The sequence below is a fragment of the Nocardia sp. NPDC051321 genome (assembly GCF_044455225.1).
GTDB lineage: Bacteria > Actinomycetota > Actinomycetes > Mycobacteriales > Mycobacteriaceae > Nocardia.
In genome coordinates, this window is sequence record NZ_JBITEM010000004.1 from 474,348 (window position 1) to 491,996 (window position 17,649).

The 17,649-nt window shown below is 65.9% G+C and carries 19 protein-coding genes; 9 read left to right on the forward strand and 10 right to left on the reverse strand.

The window, feature by feature from the left end:
* Positions 1-96: 96 nt before the first annotated feature.
* Both ACIA8C_RS11895 and ACIA8C_RS11900 read left to right on the forward strand, forming a co-directional pair.
* The gene (locus ACIA8C_RS11895) at positions 97-330 is read left to right on the forward strand and encodes a hypothetical protein (RefSeq protein WP_397133593.1); all 234 of its coding nucleotides are present in this window, start codon (positions 97-99) and stop codon (positions 328-330) included.
* A 118-nt stretch (positions 331-448) separates the two neighbouring features.
* Positions 449-1,060, forward strand: a complete 612-nt coding sequence (locus ACIA8C_RS11900; RefSeq protein ID WP_397133595.1) for a 2'-5' RNA ligase family protein — start codon at positions 449-451, stop codon at positions 1,058-1,060.
* A gap of 9 nt (positions 1,061-1,069) precedes the next feature.
* Here ACIA8C_RS11900 and ACIA8C_RS11905 read toward each other — a convergent pair whose 3' ends face one another.
* The 3 genes from ACIA8C_RS11905 to ACIA8C_RS11915 all read right to left on the reverse strand — a co-directional run bounded on the left by ACIA8C_RS11905 (position 1,070) and on the right by ACIA8C_RS11915 (position 3,893).
* A complete protein-coding gene (locus tag ACIA8C_RS11905) occupies positions 1,070-2,248 on the reverse strand; it encodes a serine hydrolase domain-containing protein (protein WP_397133597.1) in 1,179 nt (392 codons plus the stop codon).
* 145 nt (positions 2,249-2,393) lie between these two features.
* On the reverse strand, positions 2,394-3,074 hold the full coding sequence (locus ACIA8C_RS11910) for a phosphatase PAP2 family protein (RefSeq protein ID WP_397133599.1): 681 nt from the start codon (positions 3,072-3,074) through the stop codon (positions 2,394-2,396).
* A 45-nt stretch (positions 3,075-3,119) separates the two neighbouring features.
* Positions 3,120-3,893, reverse strand: a complete 774-nt coding sequence (locus tag ACIA8C_RS11915) for an SDR family NAD(P)-dependent oxidoreductase (RefSeq protein ID WP_397133601.1) — start codon at positions 3,891-3,893, stop codon at positions 3,120-3,122.
* A 150-nt stretch (positions 3,894-4,043) separates the two neighbouring features.
* Between ACIA8C_RS11915 and dcd the strand changes: the two genes are divergently transcribed.
* Positions 4,044-4,643 (forward strand): dCTP deaminase, encoded by a 600-nt coding sequence (dcd, locus tag ACIA8C_RS11920; protein ID WP_397133603.1) that lies wholly within the window; start codon positions 4,044-4,046, stop codon positions 4,641-4,643.
* 15 nt (positions 4,644-4,658) lie between these two features.
* Here the strand turns inward: dcd and ACIA8C_RS11925 are convergent, their stop codons facing one another.
* From ACIA8C_RS11925 to ACIA8C_RS11940, 4 genes are all read right to left on the reverse strand, one after another.
* On the reverse strand, positions 4,659-5,069 hold the full coding sequence (locus tag ACIA8C_RS11925) for a hypothetical protein (RefSeq protein ID WP_397133605.1): 411 nt from the start codon (positions 5,067-5,069) through the stop codon (positions 4,659-4,661).
* 77 nt (positions 5,070-5,146) lie between these two features.
* A complete protein-coding gene (locus ACIA8C_RS11930; protein ID WP_397133607.1) occupies positions 5,147-5,950 on the reverse strand; it encodes a helix-turn-helix domain-containing protein in 804 nt (267 codons plus the stop codon).
* A gap of 20 nt (positions 5,951-5,970) precedes the next feature.
* The gene (locus ACIA8C_RS11935) at positions 5,971-6,585 is read right to left on the reverse strand and encodes a TetR/AcrR family transcriptional regulator (protein WP_397133609.1); all 615 of its coding nucleotides are present in this window, start codon (positions 6,583-6,585) and stop codon (positions 5,971-5,973) included.
* A 112-nt stretch (positions 6,586-6,697) separates the two neighbouring features.
* The gene (locus ACIA8C_RS11940; protein ID WP_357384834.1) at positions 6,698-7,147 is read right to left on the reverse strand and encodes a hypothetical protein; all 450 of its coding nucleotides are present in this window, start codon (positions 7,145-7,147) and stop codon (positions 6,698-6,700) included.
* Between the two features lie 590 nt (positions 7,148-7,737).
* Between ACIA8C_RS11940 and ACIA8C_RS11945 the strand changes: the two genes are divergently transcribed.
* The 3 genes from ACIA8C_RS11945 (at position 7,738) to ACIA8C_RS11955 (ending at position 11,794) form a co-directional block, all read left to right on the forward strand.
* Positions 7,738-8,748, forward strand: coding sequence for an XRE family transcriptional regulator (locus ACIA8C_RS11945; protein WP_397133611.1), 1,011 nt, complete (start codon positions 7,738-7,740; stop codon positions 8,746-8,748).
* Positions 8,749-8,857: 109 nt separating this feature from the next.
* Positions 8,858-10,114, forward strand: a complete 1,257-nt coding sequence (locus tag ACIA8C_RS11950) for a pyridoxal phosphate-dependent aminotransferase (protein ID WP_396971517.1) — start codon at positions 8,858-8,860, stop codon at positions 10,112-10,114.
* Positions 10,115-10,522: 408 nt separating this feature from the next.
* Entirely contained in the window at positions 10,523-11,794 is a 1,272-nt protein-coding gene (locus tag ACIA8C_RS11955; protein WP_397133613.1) for a YibE/F family protein, read from the forward strand.
* Between the two features lie 115 nt (positions 11,795-11,909).
* Here the strand turns inward: ACIA8C_RS11955 and ACIA8C_RS11960 are convergent, their stop codons facing one another.
* Together ACIA8C_RS11960 and ACIA8C_RS11965 are read right to left on the reverse strand one after the other, a co-directional pair.
* Entirely contained in the window at positions 11,910-13,214 is a 1,305-nt protein-coding gene (locus tag ACIA8C_RS11960; protein WP_397133615.1) for an Hsp70 family protein, read from the reverse strand.
* 137 nt (positions 13,215-13,351) lie between these two features.
* Positions 13,352-14,674: a UDP-glucose dehydrogenase family protein gene (locus tag ACIA8C_RS11965; protein WP_397133617.1), complete on the reverse strand. Its 1,323-nt coding sequence runs from the start codon at positions 14,672-14,674 to the stop codon at positions 13,352-13,354.
* Between the two features lie 134 nt (positions 14,675-14,808).
* Between ACIA8C_RS11965 and ACIA8C_RS11970 the strand changes: the two genes are divergently transcribed.
* From ACIA8C_RS11970 to ACIA8C_RS11980, 3 genes are all read left to right on the forward strand, one after another.
* Positions 14,809-15,345 carry a YdcF family protein gene (locus ACIA8C_RS11970; protein WP_397133619.1) on the forward strand — a complete coding sequence of 179 codons (537 nt, stop codon included), beginning with the start codon at positions 14,809-14,811 and terminating at the stop codon, positions 15,343-15,345.
* 204 nt (positions 15,346-15,549) lie between these two features.
* Complete coding sequence (locus ACIA8C_RS11975; RefSeq protein WP_397133621.1) at positions 15,550-16,008, forward strand: hypothetical protein; 459 nt, start codon at positions 15,550-15,552, stop codon at positions 16,006-16,008.
* A 249-nt stretch (positions 16,009-16,257) separates the two neighbouring features.
* Positions 16,258-16,731: a hypothetical protein gene (locus ACIA8C_RS11980; protein WP_397133623.1), complete on the forward strand. Its 474-nt coding sequence runs from the start codon at positions 16,258-16,260 to the stop codon at positions 16,729-16,731.
* A gap of 72 nt (positions 16,732-16,803) precedes the next feature.
* On the opposite strand, the gene ACIA8C_RS11985 is transcribed toward ACIA8C_RS11980, so the two are convergent.
* On the reverse strand, positions 16,804-17,499 hold the full coding sequence (locus ACIA8C_RS11985; protein WP_397133625.1) for a helix-turn-helix domain-containing protein: 696 nt from the start codon (positions 17,497-17,499) through the stop codon (positions 16,804-16,806).
* Positions 17,500-17,649 lie beyond the last annotated feature (150 nt).

The window sequence follows — 17,649 nt, forward strand, 5'->3', positions numbered from 1 at the left end:
ATTTCGGCGCGTTCGCCGCGATTGCGGGGTGTTAAACTGTCGTTAGTACCCGGCTGGTGAGCGACTCCCGCGCCGGAAGCCAATTCTGTTGTGTAGATGAAGCTTTCGGCTGTAATGGGAGGTCTCGGCATGTACCAGCATCCAGGGCAGCACGCGTCGCGGGAGCAGATCGCGGGTAGCGCTGCCTATTCGGTGTCGCGGCACGGCATCAACGAGATCGTTGCGACGTACGGCGTCGATGCTGTCCGGGAACGGATTACCCAACTGCGCACTCGCGGCGACCATATTGCGGCGGATTGCATTGCGCGCGAGTTGGGTTCGCTGCCGTGACAAATCCACCTGCCGGTCCTCGCTGAGGCAGCCACCCGCACCGGCGAACCGCCTATCGGCCGCCCCTCGTGATGATCGACTGATGCGGTCGCGTCGTCTGTGCCCATAGGATCGGCCGGTGCGCAACTTCTTCGATTCACCACACCTCGACTGGCCGCAGCTGCACGGTTCGCTGCATGTCTATGTGCTGCCCGAGCCTGAATTCATCGCGGCGGTACAGCCTGCAGTGGATGTCGCCGCCGCGTTCGAGGGTTGCGCCGCCGTAGAACCTCGCTGGCAGCACGCGACTGTCACTCGAATCCCGTGGTGGCGCAATGAAGTCGACGACGATGCGCTCGATCGGTATGCGGATGCGCTGGCGGCCGTCGCCGCGGATACCGCCGCGTTCGAGATCCCGATGCAGGGCCCATGGCTGCACGACTACGGCATCGGCGTAGCCGCCCCCGAGGATGCGCAGTGGAAACAGCTCTGCACCGCGACCCGCGATGCGGCCACGCAAATCTTCGGAGCGGAACGTGCGCTGCCTGCCCCGCCCCCGATGCCGCACGTATCGCTCGGCTACGGCACCGCCGACCGCGATTCCGCTCCCCTCGAACAATCGCTGTCGGCCATCCGAACCCCCGCCGCACTGATCGTCGACACCCTCCACTTCCTGGCGGTCGACGTGGACCCGGATGCGGGCAGTTTCACCTGGGATGTGCTTTCATCGCACGCCATGAAGCGGTCCTGAGGAGGTGACCTAGTCGAGTGCCTTCTCGAGCTCCGCGAGCCAGGGCAGCCAGCGTGGGTCGGGGCCTGCTACATCGTCCCAGATCATGTTGGTGCAGGTGTAGCCGACGGCGAGGCCGGATTCGGGGTGGGCGAAGCCGATTCGGCCGCCGGTGCCGTTGTGGCCGAACGATCCGTCGCCGAGCATGGCGTGGGCGGGGCCGGGGATCTCGTAGCCGCTGGCGAAGCGGTGGGTCACGGGGAGGATGTCCAAGGGTGCCGGGCCGCGCAGTTGGTCGGTCTGCGGTTGCCGTGCCTGGTCGACAGTGGCCGGGGTCAGCAGGCGGATGCCGTCGACCTCGCCGATTGTCGCGGCGTACATCCGTGCCAGCGAGCGGGCATTGCCGATCGCATTGCCCGCCGGTACTTCGGCCGCGTGTCCCGCACGGGTGTTGAGCAGCGCGATTCCGGCCTCACGGGTTTCCACGGTGGCGAGCAGCGTCTTGATCAACGGTGCCTCGCCATCGATCCCCATGTTGCCGAGCACCGCCGCCACCTGCGCGGCCGTCGGCTGCTCCTTGCGGCTGAACTGCGGAACAACGCGGTGCTCCGCGTTTTCCGGCAGCCCGATCCACAGGCTCAACCCGAGCGGTCCGGCGATTTCGGCGGCGAGGAAGTCGCCGACGCTCTTACCGGTGACTCGCCTGATCAGCTCGCCGGCCAGATACCCCCAGGTGATCGAGTGGTAGTAGAACGCGGTTCCCGGCTGCCACAGGGGAGTCATCGACGCGAGGGTGGACGTGCACAGCGACCAGTCCGTCAGCTCCTGCGCCCCGATGCCTGCCGCCGGGTCGAAGCCGGGCAGCCCCGCTCGGTGTGCGAGCAGTTCGGCGACGGTGATGTCGGCTTTGCCGCCCGCCGCGAACTCCGGCCAGTACTCGCGGACCGGCGCCGACAGCTCGAGTTGTCCCCGTTCGACCAGCATGTGCACGCAGGTCGCGGTCACCCCTTTCGACACCGACATCAGCACCGACAGCGATTCCCCGTCCCACGCCATACCGGATTCCGGGTCCTGCCCGGCCCACAGATCGACGACAACCCGGCCATGCCGATAGACGCACAGCTGTGCGGCGCCCTCGTCACCGGCCTGCGCCTGCGCGAACGCGTCGCGAACCGCCTCGAACCCACGCTCGACCAATCCGTCCACCACGGGAACGCCTCCTCACCAGACCAGCCGGGGCACGTCGATCTACGAAACCCCCTCGAGGCCAAGACATTATTCGACAAGCCCGGCTTTCGACAGTTCGAGCCGCCGCAGGCATCCGGTGGGCTGCGAGATCCCGCCGACGCGAACGTTATTCACGCGCTACAGCGAGGTCTCGTCGTTGGTCGAAGTACCGATAAGCCCCGAAACACACGATCACCAAGAGCGCGCCGAGCGACCAGCCGCCGAGCACATCGGTGGGCCAGTGGACGCCGAGGTAGATGCGGGAAAAGCCAACTGCGGCAACGAATAGGGTGACGGCGATGGCCGCGATCCAGCGGACGATCGGGCGATGGATGCCGGGGATCAGCAGGACGGCGAGGATGCCGATCACGGCGATCGAGCCGAGACTGTGGCCGGAGGGATAGGCGTAGTTGGTTTTGACGACGAGGTGATCGTGGATGGGTGGGCGTGGCCTGGCGATAAGGTTTTTGCCACCGTCCACCAGCACCCAGGCGCCGAGGCCGGTGGCGGCGATCAGTGCGGCCTCCCGCCGGTAGCCGCGCATGCCGAAGGCGACGACGGCCAGCGTGGCCAGGATGGTCATCGCGAGGGTGCCGCCAAGGTTGCTGACTGTTTTCGCGAGGGGTGTCAGCGTGCCGTTGCGGTGCGCGATGGCCCAATCCGAGACCGGAGTGTCGATTACCGTGAGCCCGTTCTTCCCGAGCACGTTGCTCGTCAATCCGACGACGAAAACGGCCAAGATCGCGGCTGACACGGCGAGTGCGTGGACCAGGTTCCAGCTCCGGCCCGGTAAGGGATTCGTGGTCACCATCCCACGATCCCATCCCGACGCTGAGGATTGGCTGAGGAGCGATCAGAACATGCTGTAGCCGCCATCGATGAGCAGGGTGTCGCCGGTGTGATAGGAGCTGGCGGGGCTCGCCAGGTACACCGCGACCGACTCGAAATCGGTCGGCCGCCCCCAGCGCTTGGCTGGGATACGCGGCTGCACCCGGTCGCGGAACCGGTCCCACGCGAAAACACCGTCGGTCATGGGTGTTTCGACCCATCCGGGCAGCACGGAATTGGCGCGGATGCCGTGCTTGCCGAGTTCGACCGCGATGGAGTTCATGATCGCGATCAGCCCGGCCTTGCTGGCCGCATAGGACTGTCCGCGCGGAACACCTTGGCGGGCAGCGAGGCTGGCGGTTCCGACCAGGCTGCCGCCATCGCCCTGAGCCACCATCACCTTCGCGGCCTCGCGCAGCGTGACGAACGCGGCGTCGAGATTGATCGAGGTGACCCGGCGGAACTCGGCCAGCTCGGTCTCCAGGAACGTCGAAATGCCAGCGGGCACACCTGCGTTGACGAAGCACGAATCGATGCGGCCGAGCTCGTCGGCCGTCTTGGCGATGGTGTCGATCACCTGCTGTTCCTCCGCGACGTCGCAGGACAGCGCCAGCACCCGACCGCCGTAGGCGCGCAGGATGTCGGCGGCGTCGGCATTGCGTTCGGCGTTGCGTCCGACGATGCACACGTCGGCACCGGCCCGGGCGAGTCCGCGGGCGAACCCGAGGCCGATGCCGGAATTTCCGCCGGTGACTACGGACACGTGCCCGGTCAGGTCGAACAACGAAGCCTCGGTCATGCGTAGATCCCTTCGGTGGCGGGCCGCAGCGCCCGAACGAATGCGAGAATATCGGCCTCGCTTGGTCGCCGCGCGACGAAAGCGGCCCGGGACCGGCACTGGCGCTGTGCGGCTGCCGAGCACGGACGAGCAGGCGCTACGCTGCTCGGCGTGCTGCTTTCCGATCGTGACATCCGTGCGGAGATCGCCGCTGGGCGTCTCGGCGTCGAGCCGCTCCTGGAGAGCCTGATCCAGCCGTCGAGTATCGACGTGCGATTGGACGGGATGTTCCGGGTATTCGACAACTCCCGCTACACCCACATCGATCCTGCGCAACGCCAGGACGAGCTGACCAGCCTGGTCGAGCCCGCCGCGGGCGAACCGTTCGTGCTGCACCCCGGCGAGTTCGTGCTCGGCTCCACCCTCGAGGTGTGCACGTTGCCGGACGATCTGGCGGGTCGGCTGGAGGGCAAGTCGAGCCTCGGCAGGCTCGGCCTGCTGACGCACTCGACCGCGGGCTTCATCGATCCCGGCTTCAGTGGCCACATCACCCTCGAGCTCTCGAACGTGGCCAATCTGCCGATCACCCTGTGGCCCGGCATGAAGATCGGTCAGCTGTGCCTGCTCCGGCTGACCAGCCCGGCCGAGCACCCGTACGGCAGCGCCACCGCGGGCTCGAAGTACCAGGGGCAGCGCGGGCCGACGCCGTCGAAGTCCTACCTGAACTTCCCGCTGCCCACCGATGTGGTGGACGCCGCGAAATCGCGATAGCGCTGAAAGTGACTGTCAGTCGGTCACTTCCGCGACCGATGCGGACTCCGGCACCGTGTGTGTATGTGTCCGCCGAAAGTACCGACGAGCCGATCCAGGCACCCACAGCAGCGTCAGCACCACCACCGACAGCGCCCAACCGCCGATCAGCGCCAGCTGCGCGCCCGCACCGGGAAACAGCACCCACACGACGAACCGCCCGAGGAACTGACCACCGAGCAAAAAGGTGATGAGGATCCGCGCCCAGTTCTTGCCGAGCAACACCGGCCACACCAGAGCGGCGTAGAGCGGTGCGTGGATGAGATGGAAAACGGTGCCGACGTTCCAGCTGAACGGCGAGAACACCAGGACGAGAACATGGTTGATCGCGTGAATGACAATGCCGAGGGCGGCCACCCGCACGGCAACCGGTGCAGCGGACATCATGGACGTTCCTTCGCGGTCGAGGTCCGTGGAACGCTACGTACCGCCGCCCGCCGCGGTATTGGACGAATAGGACACGCTCAGCCGAGCAGGCGAGCTGGGGACGAACCCGCGAAACGCTGAAAATCCCGGATGAGATGGGATTGGTCGTAGTAGCCGAAATCGCTGGCGAGACGGCTCATGTCGTACCGGGGGTGGCTCGTCAACGCGGTCAGGGCGGCCGAGAAGCGGAGCAGCGAACCGTAGTCCTTGGGTGGTAGTCCGACCTGTTGAGCGAATCGGCGTCGGAAATGCCTTGGGCTCCAACCGCTTTCTGCGGCAAGGGTGGCGACGGGCCGGATTCCTTTCGATCGGCGCAATTCCCGGACCGCATGTGTGATCGCGCGGTCTTCGTCCGGTTCGATGGACAGCGCGCGGAAGTAGTCGGCCACCAGGTCGAATCGTTCGGACCAGGTGGGTGTTTCGGCGAGGCGTTGGGCCAATCGTGATACCGACCGGCCATGGAATTCGGCGAGTTCTACCGCGCCATTGCGCAATTCGTCCATCGGTATGCCGAGCAAGCGGCGCGCGGTCAACGGATCGAGCTGCACCTGAACACTGCGCATCCGCCCGGCATGCCCGGCGGACCCCGCCCGATCGTGCAAGCCGATCACCAGCGCGGTGGGGTCGAGACCGCGTCCCTCGAAGGTCCCCTCCAGCGCGAACACGATCTTGACCGTGCCGCCCGGAATCTTCCTGCGCCGCACCGGATTCGGCTCCATCACGTCGAATCCGAAGCAGCGCACCACGTCGAGGCCTGCGAAGGCGGCGGCCGGCGCGGGCACGATCTGGTGCGCGCGCACCTGATAGGTCCCACGCAGGTCGCTCAGCCGATCACTGACCATTCCCCCACAGTAAAGGCCGCTCAGTCGGTCCGGACCGAGTCGAGGTAGGCCCGCACCATGGTGGCGAACGCCGCCAACTGGGCGCTGTCCTGGTCGGGCGTCGGGAACGCGGCATCGGTGATGGCGCTGGCGTCGAAGTACTGCAGCGCAATTGTGCCCACCGTGCGCAAGGCTTCGGCCGGAACCCCGGCCGCCACCGGCAGGGTGACCGTGTGTTCCACGATGGTGGCACGGTATTCGGCGCGAGCGACGGCCATGTGCGCGGCCAGCGCGGGATCGGTGCGCGCCGCGACGTTCAGTTCGATCCACACCGCGTTCGTCGGCCGCCGCGCACTGTCGCGCAAGACCTCGAGTATCGCGCCGAGGTCGGCACCGTCCGCCAGTTCGGTGACCTGGGCCACGAACTGGGTAGCCAACCGTCGCCCTGCCTCCACGGCGGCCGCCGCGATCAGGTCGAACAACGTGTCGAATCGACCGAACAGTCCACCGTGCGACACCCCGGCGCGCTGACAGATCTCCCGCACCGACATGCGGTGGTAACCGATCTCGACGATGCACTGAATCGTCGCGTCGATCAGCTTCGCCTCGGTGCCTGCGCGGCGTTCGGCCTGTAGGCGCCGTGATTGCGTGGTCATGTCTCGTGCCACCGAAAGCCCGGTCCGAGTCCGCCCCGTCGACTGCCAAAAAAGGGGCGGACTCGGCCCGGTCCGGCGCCGGGCGGCAACGGGAACCGATCGCGGCGCGTGATCAGTCCCCGCCGCCCGCTCCCACCGCCAGCGCCGTCGTGATGATGACGGATAGCGGTGGCAGCGTGTCGCCGCGTCTCGGCGGGGATACCCAGAAGCACCCTTCCCGGGTCCACCGTCCGAGGCCAGTCGGCAACATCACGGCACTGCCGATGGCAGGTATGCCGATATCGAGACGATTGAGCACCTCCAATACCTGCGTTCCCGGCCTGCTGTCCGGTTCGGCGAGAAAGCTCCACCGGATCTGCCTGGCCAGCATGGGCCCCCTGGTCCCCTGCTGATCCAGTGCGGCACGCACCTTTTCGGCACGAGCGGTAGGCAAGTGGACAACGCAAACGCGGCCGGTGATCGGCAGCATGACGAAGCCGCCACGCTCGGTCACCGGTAGTCCGAACTCGTGCCGATAAAACGCCACCCAATCGTCAACAGTCCTGAGTTTCTCCACATTCACGGCGAACTCCTTGCCTCCCGCCCTCAAGGGTCCCGGTCCCACCCCAGATGCGGTATTGCCCGCACGCCCGCCTTCTGCTGCCCTTCCGCTGCCTCTGTCACCAGCCGACGTTTCGGATTCTTCTGATACCAGCTCTGTTTCGTATGTGGCCGTGCTCACAAACCCCTCGTACCCTGGGAAAGAGTTCGTTCGGAAGGGATGACATCGTGGTCCGGCAATGGTCAGGTAAAGAGGCCCGTGCCCTTCGCGATGCCAAGCGCATGAGCATCCGGCAGTTCGCGGCCCACCTCGGGGTACACGAACGCCTGGTGTCGAAGTGGGAGGCCGGCGGCGTCCGGGTCCATCCACGTCCGATCAATCAAGCCGCTCTCGATACCTCCCTGGCCAGGTCGGACGACGTTGTGCGGGCACGGTTTGCGGCAATGATCGATCAATCGATGGCCGACCGACCCACCCCGCCTGGAATCGATGCGCCCGCCGATGACTCGGCGCGCGTCCAATATTCGAGCGACGCGGACCTTTTGGCTCTCATAGACGCCGGTGCGATGAGAGGCGATGCGTTAGCAGCGATTTCGGAGAGGGATCTGATCATGGCGGCTGCCCATGAGGCCAGCGAGCACGCCGGCCAGGCGGAGAGCACGAATGTGGGTGCGACCACCCTGGAACAGCTCGATGCCGATGTCACACGCATCGCCAACGACTATGTGCATGTTCCTCCGGTGCCGATGATGGTCGATATGTTGCGGGTGCGGCGCCGGGTGTATCGACTGCTAGAGGGCCATCAGCGACCCGTCGACACCAGCCACCTCTACCTGCTGGCCGGCACCCTGTCGGGTCTGCTGGCCAACGCGAGTACCGATCTCGGCTATTTCGACGCGGCGGGTGAACAGGCCAGAGCGGCGTGGGCCTATGCCGAACTGTGCGGGCACAACGGGTTACGCGCCTGGACCCGCGGCATGCACGCGCTCATCGAATACAAAGCGGAGCGCCCGCGGCGCGGCGTGTTGCTCGCGCAGAGCGGTCATCAGTACGCGGAGTCGGCGACGGCGAAGGTGCGGCTGTTCAATATCGAGGCGCGGATCTGGTCGCGGCTCGGCAGCCCGTCCGACACCGACCGCTGCATCCGGGCCGCCGACGACGCGCGTGAGGTGCCCGAGACCGACACGCTGCACGACGACGTGGGCGGCGTGTTCGGGTTCAACGACGCGAAGGCTCAGTACTACGCGGGCGCGACCTACATCCATCTCGGCCAGGCCGAGCCCGCGCTGGCCGCCACCCAGCGGGCCATCGAGTTGTACGCGAGCGGGCCGTCGGAGCAGCGTTCCTACGGCGCCGAGTCGCTGGCCCGGGTCGACTGCGCCGCCGCGCACCTGATCAACGGCAGCCTCGACGGCGCCGCCGAGGCGCTGCGGCCGGTGCTCGGGCTCGCCGAGGACAAGCGCATCGCGCAGTTGGAGGAGCGGCTGACCGGGGTGCGCAGGCGGATCGCGGGTCCGGACTTCCGGGACGCGGTCGAGGCGCGCTTCCTGGACGAGCGCATCGAGGAATTCTGCGGCGCGACGGCAGCGAAAGGGATACCGCCTGGCAACCCCGCTTCCTGAGGTCCTCATCACATCGGCTGATAAGACGACGGACACGCTCGCGCCGTGCCAGTGAAATGCGGGCAATTGGTACCGAGCGGGACTTTATCCGGTTGCCACAGATGGCACCATAGGACGGGTGAGCCCAAGTCATCTACCGCATCGCCCGCCGCGTGTTCTGGAGCAGTCCACGAAGCTGCAGAACGTCGTCTACGAGATTCGTGGACCCGTACACGCGCAGGCGGCACGGCTGGAGGCCGAGGGTCATCGGATCCTCAAGCTCAATATCGGCAACCCGGCCCCGTTCGGGTTCGAGGCCCCCGATGTGATCATGCGCGACATCATCGCGGCGCTGCCATACGCCCAGGGCTACTCCGAATCCAAGGGCATCCTGTCCGCCCGGCGCGCGATTGTCACCCGCTACGAGCTGGTGCCTGGCTTCCCGGAGCTGGACGTGGACAGCGTCTATCTCGGCAACGGCGTCTCCGAGCTGATCACCATCACCATGCAGGCGCTGCTCGACAACGGCGACGAGGTGCTGATCCCAGCGCCGGACTATCCGCTGTGGACCGCGATGACCAGTCTGGCCGGCGGCACGCCGGTGCACTATCTGTGTGACGAGTCCAGCGGCTGGCAGCCCGACATCGCCGATATCGAATCGAAGATCACCGATAAAACGAAGGCTCTTTTGGTGATCAATCCGAATAATCCGACCGGCGCCGTATATTCTGCGGAAATTCTTCAGCAACTTGCCGATATAGCGCGCAAGCATCAGCTGCTGCTGCTCGCCGACGAGATCTACGACAAGATCCTCTACGACGATGCCAAGCACATTTCGCTGGCCTCGGTTGCGCCAGATCTGCTGTGCCTCACCTTCAATGGCCTGTCCAAGGCGTATCGGGTGGCTGGCTACCGCGCGGGGTGGCTCGCCATCACCGGCCCGAAGGAGCACGCGTCCGGCCTGCTCGAGGGCATCGATCTGCTCGCCTCGTCCAGGCTGTGCCCGAATGTGCCTGCGCAGCATGCGATTCAGGTCGCGCTCGGCGGTCATCAGAGCATCGAGGATCTGATCCTGCCCGGCGGGCGACTGCTCGAGCAGCGTGACGTCGCATGGGAGCGGCTCAACATGATTCCCGGTGTGTCCTGCGTAAAGCCCAAGGGCGCGCTCTACGCGTTCCCCAGGCTGGACCCGAATGTCCATGAGATTCATGACGATTCGAAGCTGATCCTGGATCTGCTGCTGCAGGAGAAGATCCTGATGGTGCAGGGCACCGGCTTCAACTGGCCCGAGCATGATCACCTGCGGATCGTCACGCTGCCGTGGGCCAGGGACCTCGCGGTGGCCATCGAGCGGTTCGGCAACTTTCTGTCGAGCTATCGCCAGTAGGTTGCGCGGCCGGATCCGGTCCGCCGAGTCGCCCCGCTTCTAGCTCATAAACCGACCGAATGTACGGATATATGCGAAGTTTGGAGACTAGCTAGCGCATTAGAAGTACTTTTGTGTACAGTAGGACTCGGCACTTTCGAGTGCCCGACCGGGTTGCCTACCCCCCTGGGTTAACCCGGTCTCGGGTTCGGCCGCCTACCCCCCTGGGCCGCCGGCCTGTGGGCGGCGGAGACATCCCCCTGCTCTCCGCCGCCCCCTCCGAACCCCTTCCCGGCCACCGTGCCGACTTCGGCCCGATCTTTCCCGGTCGCCGCGCCGCTTTTGAAAATGAAATCCTTTAAGCTCGGCTGCGGGCAGCCGACTCGGGCTGAACAGCCGTTGCTTACAGGGTAGGAGCCCCGCGCAGTCATGACCGAGCATCACCATCACCACGACCACTCCGGTCCGATCGCGATCGGTGCCAACGCCGCCCGCGTCGTCGTCGGGTTGCTCACCGTCATCGGCGCCGTCGTGCTACTCGGCGCCGTCCTGCTATGGCCGAGCAATCAGCACATCGACATTCCGCTGCCGATGCAGAACGCGGGCGGCGGCGCGGTGCAGACCGAGGCGGGCACGGTGGTCATGCAGGACGTCGGTCCGTGTGGCAGCGCGTCGAACGGCAAGGTGTTCGTGGAGAAGCCGGACGTGCCGCGCAACAGCCCCTACACCTGTCAGCGCAGCCTGGTCGACATCGAGTCCGGGCCGCACAAGGGCAACAAGACGCTGTTCGAACTTCCGCCTGGCCCAGGACAACCCGACCTGCACGCCGGCGACAAGATCCGGGTGGTGCGCCAGGCCGATCCGAGCGGCACCCCGATGTATTCGTTCGAGGATTACTCGCGCGGCATGCCGTTGCTGCTGATCGTCGCGGTGTTCGTGGTGGTGGTCGTGGTGGTGGCGCGCTGGCGCGGACTGCGCGCGCTGATCGGGCTGATTTTCGCGTTCGCGGTGCTGGTGATGTTCCTGCTGCCCGCGCTGTTGGACGGCAAACCCGCGATCCCGGTCGCCTTGGTCGCCGGCGCGCTGATCCTGTATGCCGTGCTGTATCTCGCGCACGGGGTGAACCTGCGCACCAGCTCGGCGCTGCTCGGCACGCTGACCTCGATGCTCGTCGCGGCGGGGCTGTCCTGGGTTGCCATCAAAATGACGCATCTCACCGGGCTCTCCGAGGAACAGAACACCAACGTCGCCACCTATATCGAGCACGTCAGCATCACCGGCCTGCTGCTCGCCGGATTCATCATCGGCTCGCTCGGCGTGCTCAACGACGTCACCATCACGCAGGCGTCGGCCGCGTTCGAGCTGGCGGCGATCGACGAGTCGGCCACCCGCCGTGAGGTTTTCACGGCGGCCATGCGGGTTGGGCGCGACCATATCGCCAGTACCGTATACACCCTGGTGCTCGCCTACGCAGGCGGCGCGCTGCCCTTGCTGATGTTGTTCAGCGTCGCGGGCCGATCGATCCGCGACGTGCTGACCGGCGATGCCGTGGCTATCGAGATCGCTCGTTCATCCGTCGGCGGCATCGCGCTCGCGCTGTCGGTCCCCCTGACCACGGCCATCGCGGTCGTGCTCGCCAAGCCCTTCGGCAGGCGCGACCACACCGACCCCCCACGCCGACCCCGCCACGCGCGCAACTGATTCCGGTTACCCCTCGCCGCACGCTTACTGATTTCCAGCACCGAGAATCGCATGCGATTTCAGGTGCGGGACGTCAGAAGGCGTGCGTGAATGCGCACCTTGCCGACGCGAGCGATCAGCGCGGTGGGGGGAAGGGGAAGACTTCCGGGGGGATGGTTGGCACCACGATGGGTGGCAGGCCGGGCACGACGATGGTGTTCGGGCCGGGGGCGGGGGGTGGGGCTTCGGTGGTGGTTTGGCGGCGCGGCGGGGGTGCGGCGACCGATTCCGCGGCCGACTCGGTCGGAGTGGCGGGCGCGACCGCGATCTGCGGAGCGAGGTTGGTGGTACGCGGCGAGGTGGTGGTCGGCGCGGAGGGCGAGCCCTCGCTGTGTGAATCACGTTGCAGCACTTGCGGTCCGTAGCCGAGGCCGAGGCCGATCGCGGCGACCACCGCGAGCGCGCTGACGGTGAGCACCGCGCCGCTGATCTCGCGCTTGCGGCGCTTGGGCGGGGCCGATAACCACGCCGGGGACAACTCAGGATCCAGGGCCGCGGCGGGGACGACCACCGCGGGCTCCGGCAGCACCGGCCTTGCCAGCAGTGCGGCACCGCGGGCGACCACCGTCTCCGGGCTCTCCGGCACGATCACCGGAACGCCCATCCAGCGTTCGAGCACCCTGGCCACCAGCGGAATCCGGGCGCAACCGCCGATGGCGAGCACGCCGTGCACCGGACGATCGGAGCGGGTGATCACGTCGCGCGCCATCCGCGCCGACGATTCGATCGCCAGCATGATCAGCGACTCGAAATTCTCCTGCGCCAGTAACACCAGCCCCTGCTCGCTGGGCAGGGCGACCGCGGTGTTCGTGGACAGTTGTTCCTTGGCCTCGCGACAGAGCCCGTCCAGCGTGGCCAGACCGGCGGCGTCCGGCGGATGCGCGATCCGGCCGGAGGCGATCTGCTGTTCGCGGATCAGCGAGTCGAGATAGTCGCCGCTGATATCGCTGGTGCGCTCGCTGTAGCGCACCTCGCGCGACTGGGTGTCGACCACGCTCACGGTGAGCCCTGAGCTGCCGAGGTCGTAGACGACCAGCGAGGAAATGCCCCGGATGTCGCCGGTGGATTGGGCGAATTCGAGCGAGGCGACGACCTCGGGGACGAGTTCGTAATTGGTGAGCTGCTGGCGCGCCATGGCCGCGCGAACCGCGCGCGCGTGCTGCTCGCTGCGGTACGCGATGGCGGTAGCGGTGATGTCCGGTGTGGTCTCCAGCGTGACGCCGATCGCCTCGGCGGCTAATTCCTCCACCGTCTGCTCGCCGACCGGAATGGTTTGCAGATCGAAAGAGTGCGCCTCGACGTGCCCGTGGGGGTTCGCGGTGTGCGGACGCGCCATACGGACAGCGCCGGCCCCCACCGAAACTCCCAATACCGAACTCATCAGCTGCCCATCTCGTTCACACTTCACGACATGCGAGCCAGCGCGAAGGCCCGCTCCCCGGACCATACCGTCGACGAGCGTCTGTGCATACGGCAGGACTATTCGTCCGGCCATAGACCCGCCGTCGCGACGCAACTCTACGGTGTGCCGAGTCCCGCGTACACCCATCCGGCCGCTCGCCAGTTGGCACGATTGAGACAATTCCGCCCGTCGATGATCGACTTTGTCCGAACTACCCGATTCAGATCCTCCGGTCGCAGCGCCGTGAACTCGTCCCATTCGGTGAGCACCAACACAACGTCGGCTCGCTCACAGGCCTCCGCCACCGAGGTCGCGTAGTTCAGCGTCGGGAATACCCGGCGTGAATTCTCCAGCGCCTTAGGGTCATACACGGTGACCACCGCGCCGTGCAGTTGGATCATTCCGGCCACATTCAGCGCGGGCGAATCGCGAACATCGTCGGATTCCGGTTTGAACGCCGCGCCGAGCACCGCGACATTCGCGCCGAGCAGCGAACCGCCGCAGGCGCGCGCCGCCATGTCCACCACCTTGGTGCGGCGGCGCATGTTGATGTTGTCGACCTCGCGCAGGAATGCCACCGCGTGATCGGCGCCGAGTTCGCCGGAGCGCGCCATGAAGGCGCGAATATCTTTCGGCAGACAGCCGCCGCCGAAACCCAGTCCGGCATTGAGGAATCGACGGCCGATGCGGGCGTCGTAGCCGAGCGCGTCGGCAAGCATCGTCACGTCCGCGCCGGTCGCCTCGCAGACCTCCGATACCGCGTTGATAAACGAAATCTTCGTTGCCAGAAAGGCATTCGCCGAAACTTTGACCAATTCGGCGGTGGCCAAATCGGTCAGCAGGAACGGCACCTCGGCGGCGATCAGGTCCGCGTAGATCTCGCGCACCTTGTCCTGCACCCAGTCCGCGCCTGCGCGTTCCCGATCCACCCCGAGCACAAGACGATCCGGGCGCAGCGTGTCCTTCACCGCGAAGCCCTCGCGCAGGAATTCCGGATTCCAGGCCACTTCGACGTCGGTCGAGGTGAGCGCGCGGGCCCGGACGCCGAGCGCCGAGGCCGTGCCGACCGGCACCGTCGACTTGCCGATGATCACCGAAGGCCGCTCCAGCATCGGTGCCAGCGTATCGACCACGGCGTGCACGTATTTCAGGTCCGCGGCGTACTCGCCCTTCTTCTGCGGCGTGCCGACGCCGAGGAAATGCACGTCAGCGTGGGCCGCCGCCTCGGCATAGGACGTGGTGAATCGCAGCCTGCCGGTGTCGAGGTTGCGCCGCAGCACGTCCTCCAGGCCCGGTTCGTAGAACGGCACCACGCCATCGGACAGCTTCGCGACCTTGCCTGGGTCGACATCCACCCCGATGACGTCATGTCCGAGCTCGGCCATGCACGCTGCGTGCGTGGCCCCGAGGTACCCGGTTCCGAAGACTGTGCATCGCATGATCGATTGATAAGCGCTGCCGGTGGCCACCCCGCGTCACCGAGGCAAGGGTCACGGCAACGGTAGGTGTACATGTGGCGACATATATCGGGCTGGATGCTCTGACCTGCGCGGATCCCGCTAGCATCGATCGGATGCGACGCCGCCGATGGGCCTGGACCTGGCTGATTCTGGTCGCTGTCGTCGCGGTGGCCGTGTCGTCGCTCTGGCCCGTCTACGTCCGCCCGCGCACCGACACTCCGGTGCCCGCCGACGCCATCCTCGTACTGGGCGGAGCCCACGACGGCCGCGAACAATTGGCCCTGCACATGGCTCACGACGGTCTGGCTCCCCGCGTCCTCTTCTCCAACCCCTACGAACACAGCGCCATGATCAACCGAATCTGCCACGGCGGCTACAGCTTCGAGGTGGTGTGTTTCGACCCCTCGCCCCGCACCACCAGGGGCGAAGGTCGCGAACTCGCCCGCATGGCCCGCGCCGCAGGCTGGCACCGCGTCATCGTCGTCACCTTCACCCCGCACATCTCCCGAGCCCGCTACATCCTCGAAAAGTGCTGGGACGGTGAACTTCTCTTCGCCGACCCGAAACCCCAACTGTCCGTCGCCCGCTGGGCGTACGACTACGTCTATCAATCCGCGGGCTATATCAAGGCGGCCTTCGAGGGGTGCTAGCGGCGGCCTCGGTTTCGATCGGGCCGTGCTCGTGTCCGGCGATCGACCGACACGGTGTGCGCGTGTGCGGAAGTACGGTTGATCCCTTCACTTACTACGGGAGCAGGGAACGACATGACGTCGGACCGATCGCACTATTCGAATCCGCAAGGGCCGCCGCAAGAGTGCCGGGTCGCGCGAAACAGGCGGACATCGACGCGGGGAATGATGATCGCGGGTATCTGTGGATTGGTTGTGGTCGTCGCCAGCGGCTGTGGGGCGAACACCGTCAGCGGTAAGGCGGTCATTGCCTCCACGACCACATCGGTTGCCGCGCCGGTGAGTTCCGCCGCTATCACATCACCTGCCGTCGTTATCCCTAAAACAACCGCCCGGCAGGAGGTTCCGACGCCTTCGCCTCCTCCAGCGCCTTCTCAACCGGCGCCGCCCAGGCAGGCATTGATGCCGAACGTGGTGTGCATGAACCTGCAGGCCGCGCAGAACAAGATCCAGGAAGGGGGAGTCTGGTATTCGAGGTCGACCGATGCGACAGGCAAGGGCCGCATGCAGGTGCTCGATGCGAATTGGATCGTTGTCGCGCAGACTCCCGCGCCTGGAGTGCCGATCGGCGAGGCAGACGCGGTGCTTTCCGTAGTAAAGATCGGCGAGCGCAACCCCTGCTAGTCGCCCAACCTATCGACTCCCGCCCAGGCGGGGTATCTCGACGTCCTGCCCTGGTTGGCGAGCGAGGACACGGAGTGAATCGAAGCCGTGCTGGCGGATCTCCCGGGGGACCAGTAGCCATGATCGGTGGGTGGGATCTGAGAGCTTCTGGGCCAGTGTCCGGATCCGGCTTCGGTCGCTGCCCGCCATTCGAGTCGCTTCGACGCGCGGCGTAGTCAGCGCGCAGACGAGTACTGCCGCGTCATCGAGATGCCGGTCCCGATCTCGTGGATCTTCCAGGTAGGCAGCACCTTTGAGTACCAATGCGCCGAGAACGTCTGGAATGCTCAGCGTGATAATGACGCCGGGACGGATCTCCAGCTCGCAACTGGCCGTTTTGCGGAGCGCCGACGTCCCCGCCGGCACCTGAAAAACCGGCCGCCCCGCTACCGCTGGACAGTGACTCGGCGCCAAGTGGTCGGCCACCATGACGTCGAGCTGGTCGGATTTACGAACAAAACGGTGGATCGGAGCTCGGCGACGGCTCGGAATCTGCAACTCGTATCTCAGTGTCTCCAACGCGCGCCGAGCTCGATCGAAAGTTGTAGCGCCCGCTTCTATATGCAAAACCATGTCGACATCGACGGTCGCGCGTATCGCTGGGAGGCCGGCTCGGATTGGGTGCAGCTGAACCATCAATCCGCCGATCAACGTCCATTGATCTCCGGGCAGAACGGTGACTAGTTCGGCGACCTGAGGCCACCGGGGCCGCAACCGCCTGTGGGAGTGGGAATTTGCCATCGTGGGCGATCGTGCCTATCGCCCACGATGGCTCAAATCTCCGAGAAGAGCTGTCAGATCCCGTAGCCCTGCCGCGCGGCTTCGCGTATCCAGCGATTCGGCCAAGTCCAGGGCGATAGCCGCGCGTGGAGTCTGTCCGTCGGCAAAGGCGTCCTCGGTGGCGACCGTTCGAAGTATGACGTTTCCGGTCACATCTGCGGACAAGCCGAAGCCGTCGATGATGGGGTCGAGTGCATCGGACGGAATGTAGCCGTCGACGCGGTCGGCGGCTCTGGTCAAACCCAGGCGTCGCAGGTCGGCCTCAGTCAGGGCGGACGCTCCTGATCCCACGACGTGAGCGGAGAGTTCATCGAGTGCGGATGGGTGACAGCGGAATCGCTGGACCTTTGCACGTTGACTGGTGAGGTAGGCAAGGTCGTCGGCTTCCGCCTTTCGAAGGCGATGGGTGAGGCGTACCCGCTCGGGTGGGGTGATCCAGGCTACATCTGAGCCCGACAGGATCATCAGCGTCGCCCAAGCGATGCGTTCAGTCCACGGCCGCCCGCGGCGCCGCCGCTGCTGGGCTAACCGGCGCACCGACTCGGCGTCGAGCACCAGCGTTCGGCCGATTCGTCGCGTGCCCTGGATTCGGCCTTCCGCTGTCAAACGCGCTACTTGGCGGGGGGTCACGCCAAGCGCTTCGGCGGCTTCAGCAGCTGTCATGTCGGCCATGAATATATAGTCTCTCAAGAGACCATATCTGTAAATAGATGCAGTTCAGCATGGTTTTAGAAACGGTGATACTTCGATTGTCGCAGTAAGTGCTGGCGGGCGCCGTCAGTTTGCTACAGTGGTGAGCGATACGTAGGTTCCTGGCGCGTT

Excerpts from the sequence above, each read along its gene's own strand:
- ACIA8C_RS11895 (WP_397133593.1), top strand. The coding sequence starts at position 97 with ATGAAGCTTTCGGCTGTAATGGGAGGTCTCGGCATGTACCAGCATCCA.
- ACIA8C_RS11915 (WP_397133601.1), bottom strand. The coding sequence starts at position 3,893 with ATGACCGAGGCTTCGTTGTTCGACCTGACCGGGCACGTGTCCGTAGTC.
- ACIA8C_RS11925 (WP_397133605.1), bottom strand. The coding sequence starts at position 5,069 with ATGATGTCCGCTGCACCGGTTGCCGTGCGGGTGGCCGCCCTCGGCATT.
- ACIA8C_RS11930 (WP_397133607.1), bottom strand. The coding sequence starts at position 5,950 with ATGGTCAGTGATCGGCTGAGCGACCTGCGTGGGACCTATCAGGTGCGC.
- ACIA8C_RS11935 (WP_397133609.1), bottom strand. The coding sequence starts at position 6,585 with ATGACCACGCAATCACGGCGCCTACAGGCCGAACGCCGCGCAGGCACC.
- ACIA8C_RS11945 (WP_397133611.1), top strand. The coding sequence starts at position 7,738 with ATGGCGGCTGCCCATGAGGCCAGCGAGCACGCCGGCCAGGCGGAGAGC.
- ACIA8C_RS11955 (WP_397133613.1), top strand. The coding sequence starts at position 10,523 with ATGACCGAGCATCACCATCACCACGACCACTCCGGTCCGATCGCGATC.
- ACIA8C_RS11960 (WP_397133615.1), bottom strand. The coding sequence starts at position 13,214 with ATGAGTTCGGTATTGGGAGTTTCGGTGGGGGCCGGCGCTGTCCGTATG.
- ACIA8C_RS11965 (WP_397133617.1), bottom strand. The coding sequence starts at position 14,674 with ATGCGATGCACAGTCTTCGGAACCGGGTACCTCGGGGCCACGCACGCA.
- ACIA8C_RS11970 (WP_397133619.1), top strand. The coding sequence starts at position 14,809 with ATGCGACGCCGCCGATGGGCCTGGACCTGGCTGATTCTGGTCGCTGTC.
- ACIA8C_RS11975 (WP_397133621.1), top strand. The coding sequence starts at position 15,550 with ATGATGATCGCGGGTATCTGTGGATTGGTTGTGGTCGTCGCCAGCGGC.
- ACIA8C_RS11980 (WP_397133623.1), top strand. The coding sequence starts at position 16,258 with ATGCCGGTCCCGATCTCGTGGATCTTCCAGGTAGGCAGCACCTTTGAG.
- ACIA8C_RS11985 (WP_397133625.1), bottom strand. The coding sequence starts at position 17,499 with ATGGCCGACATGACAGCTGCTGAAGCCGCCGAAGCGCTTGGCGTGACC.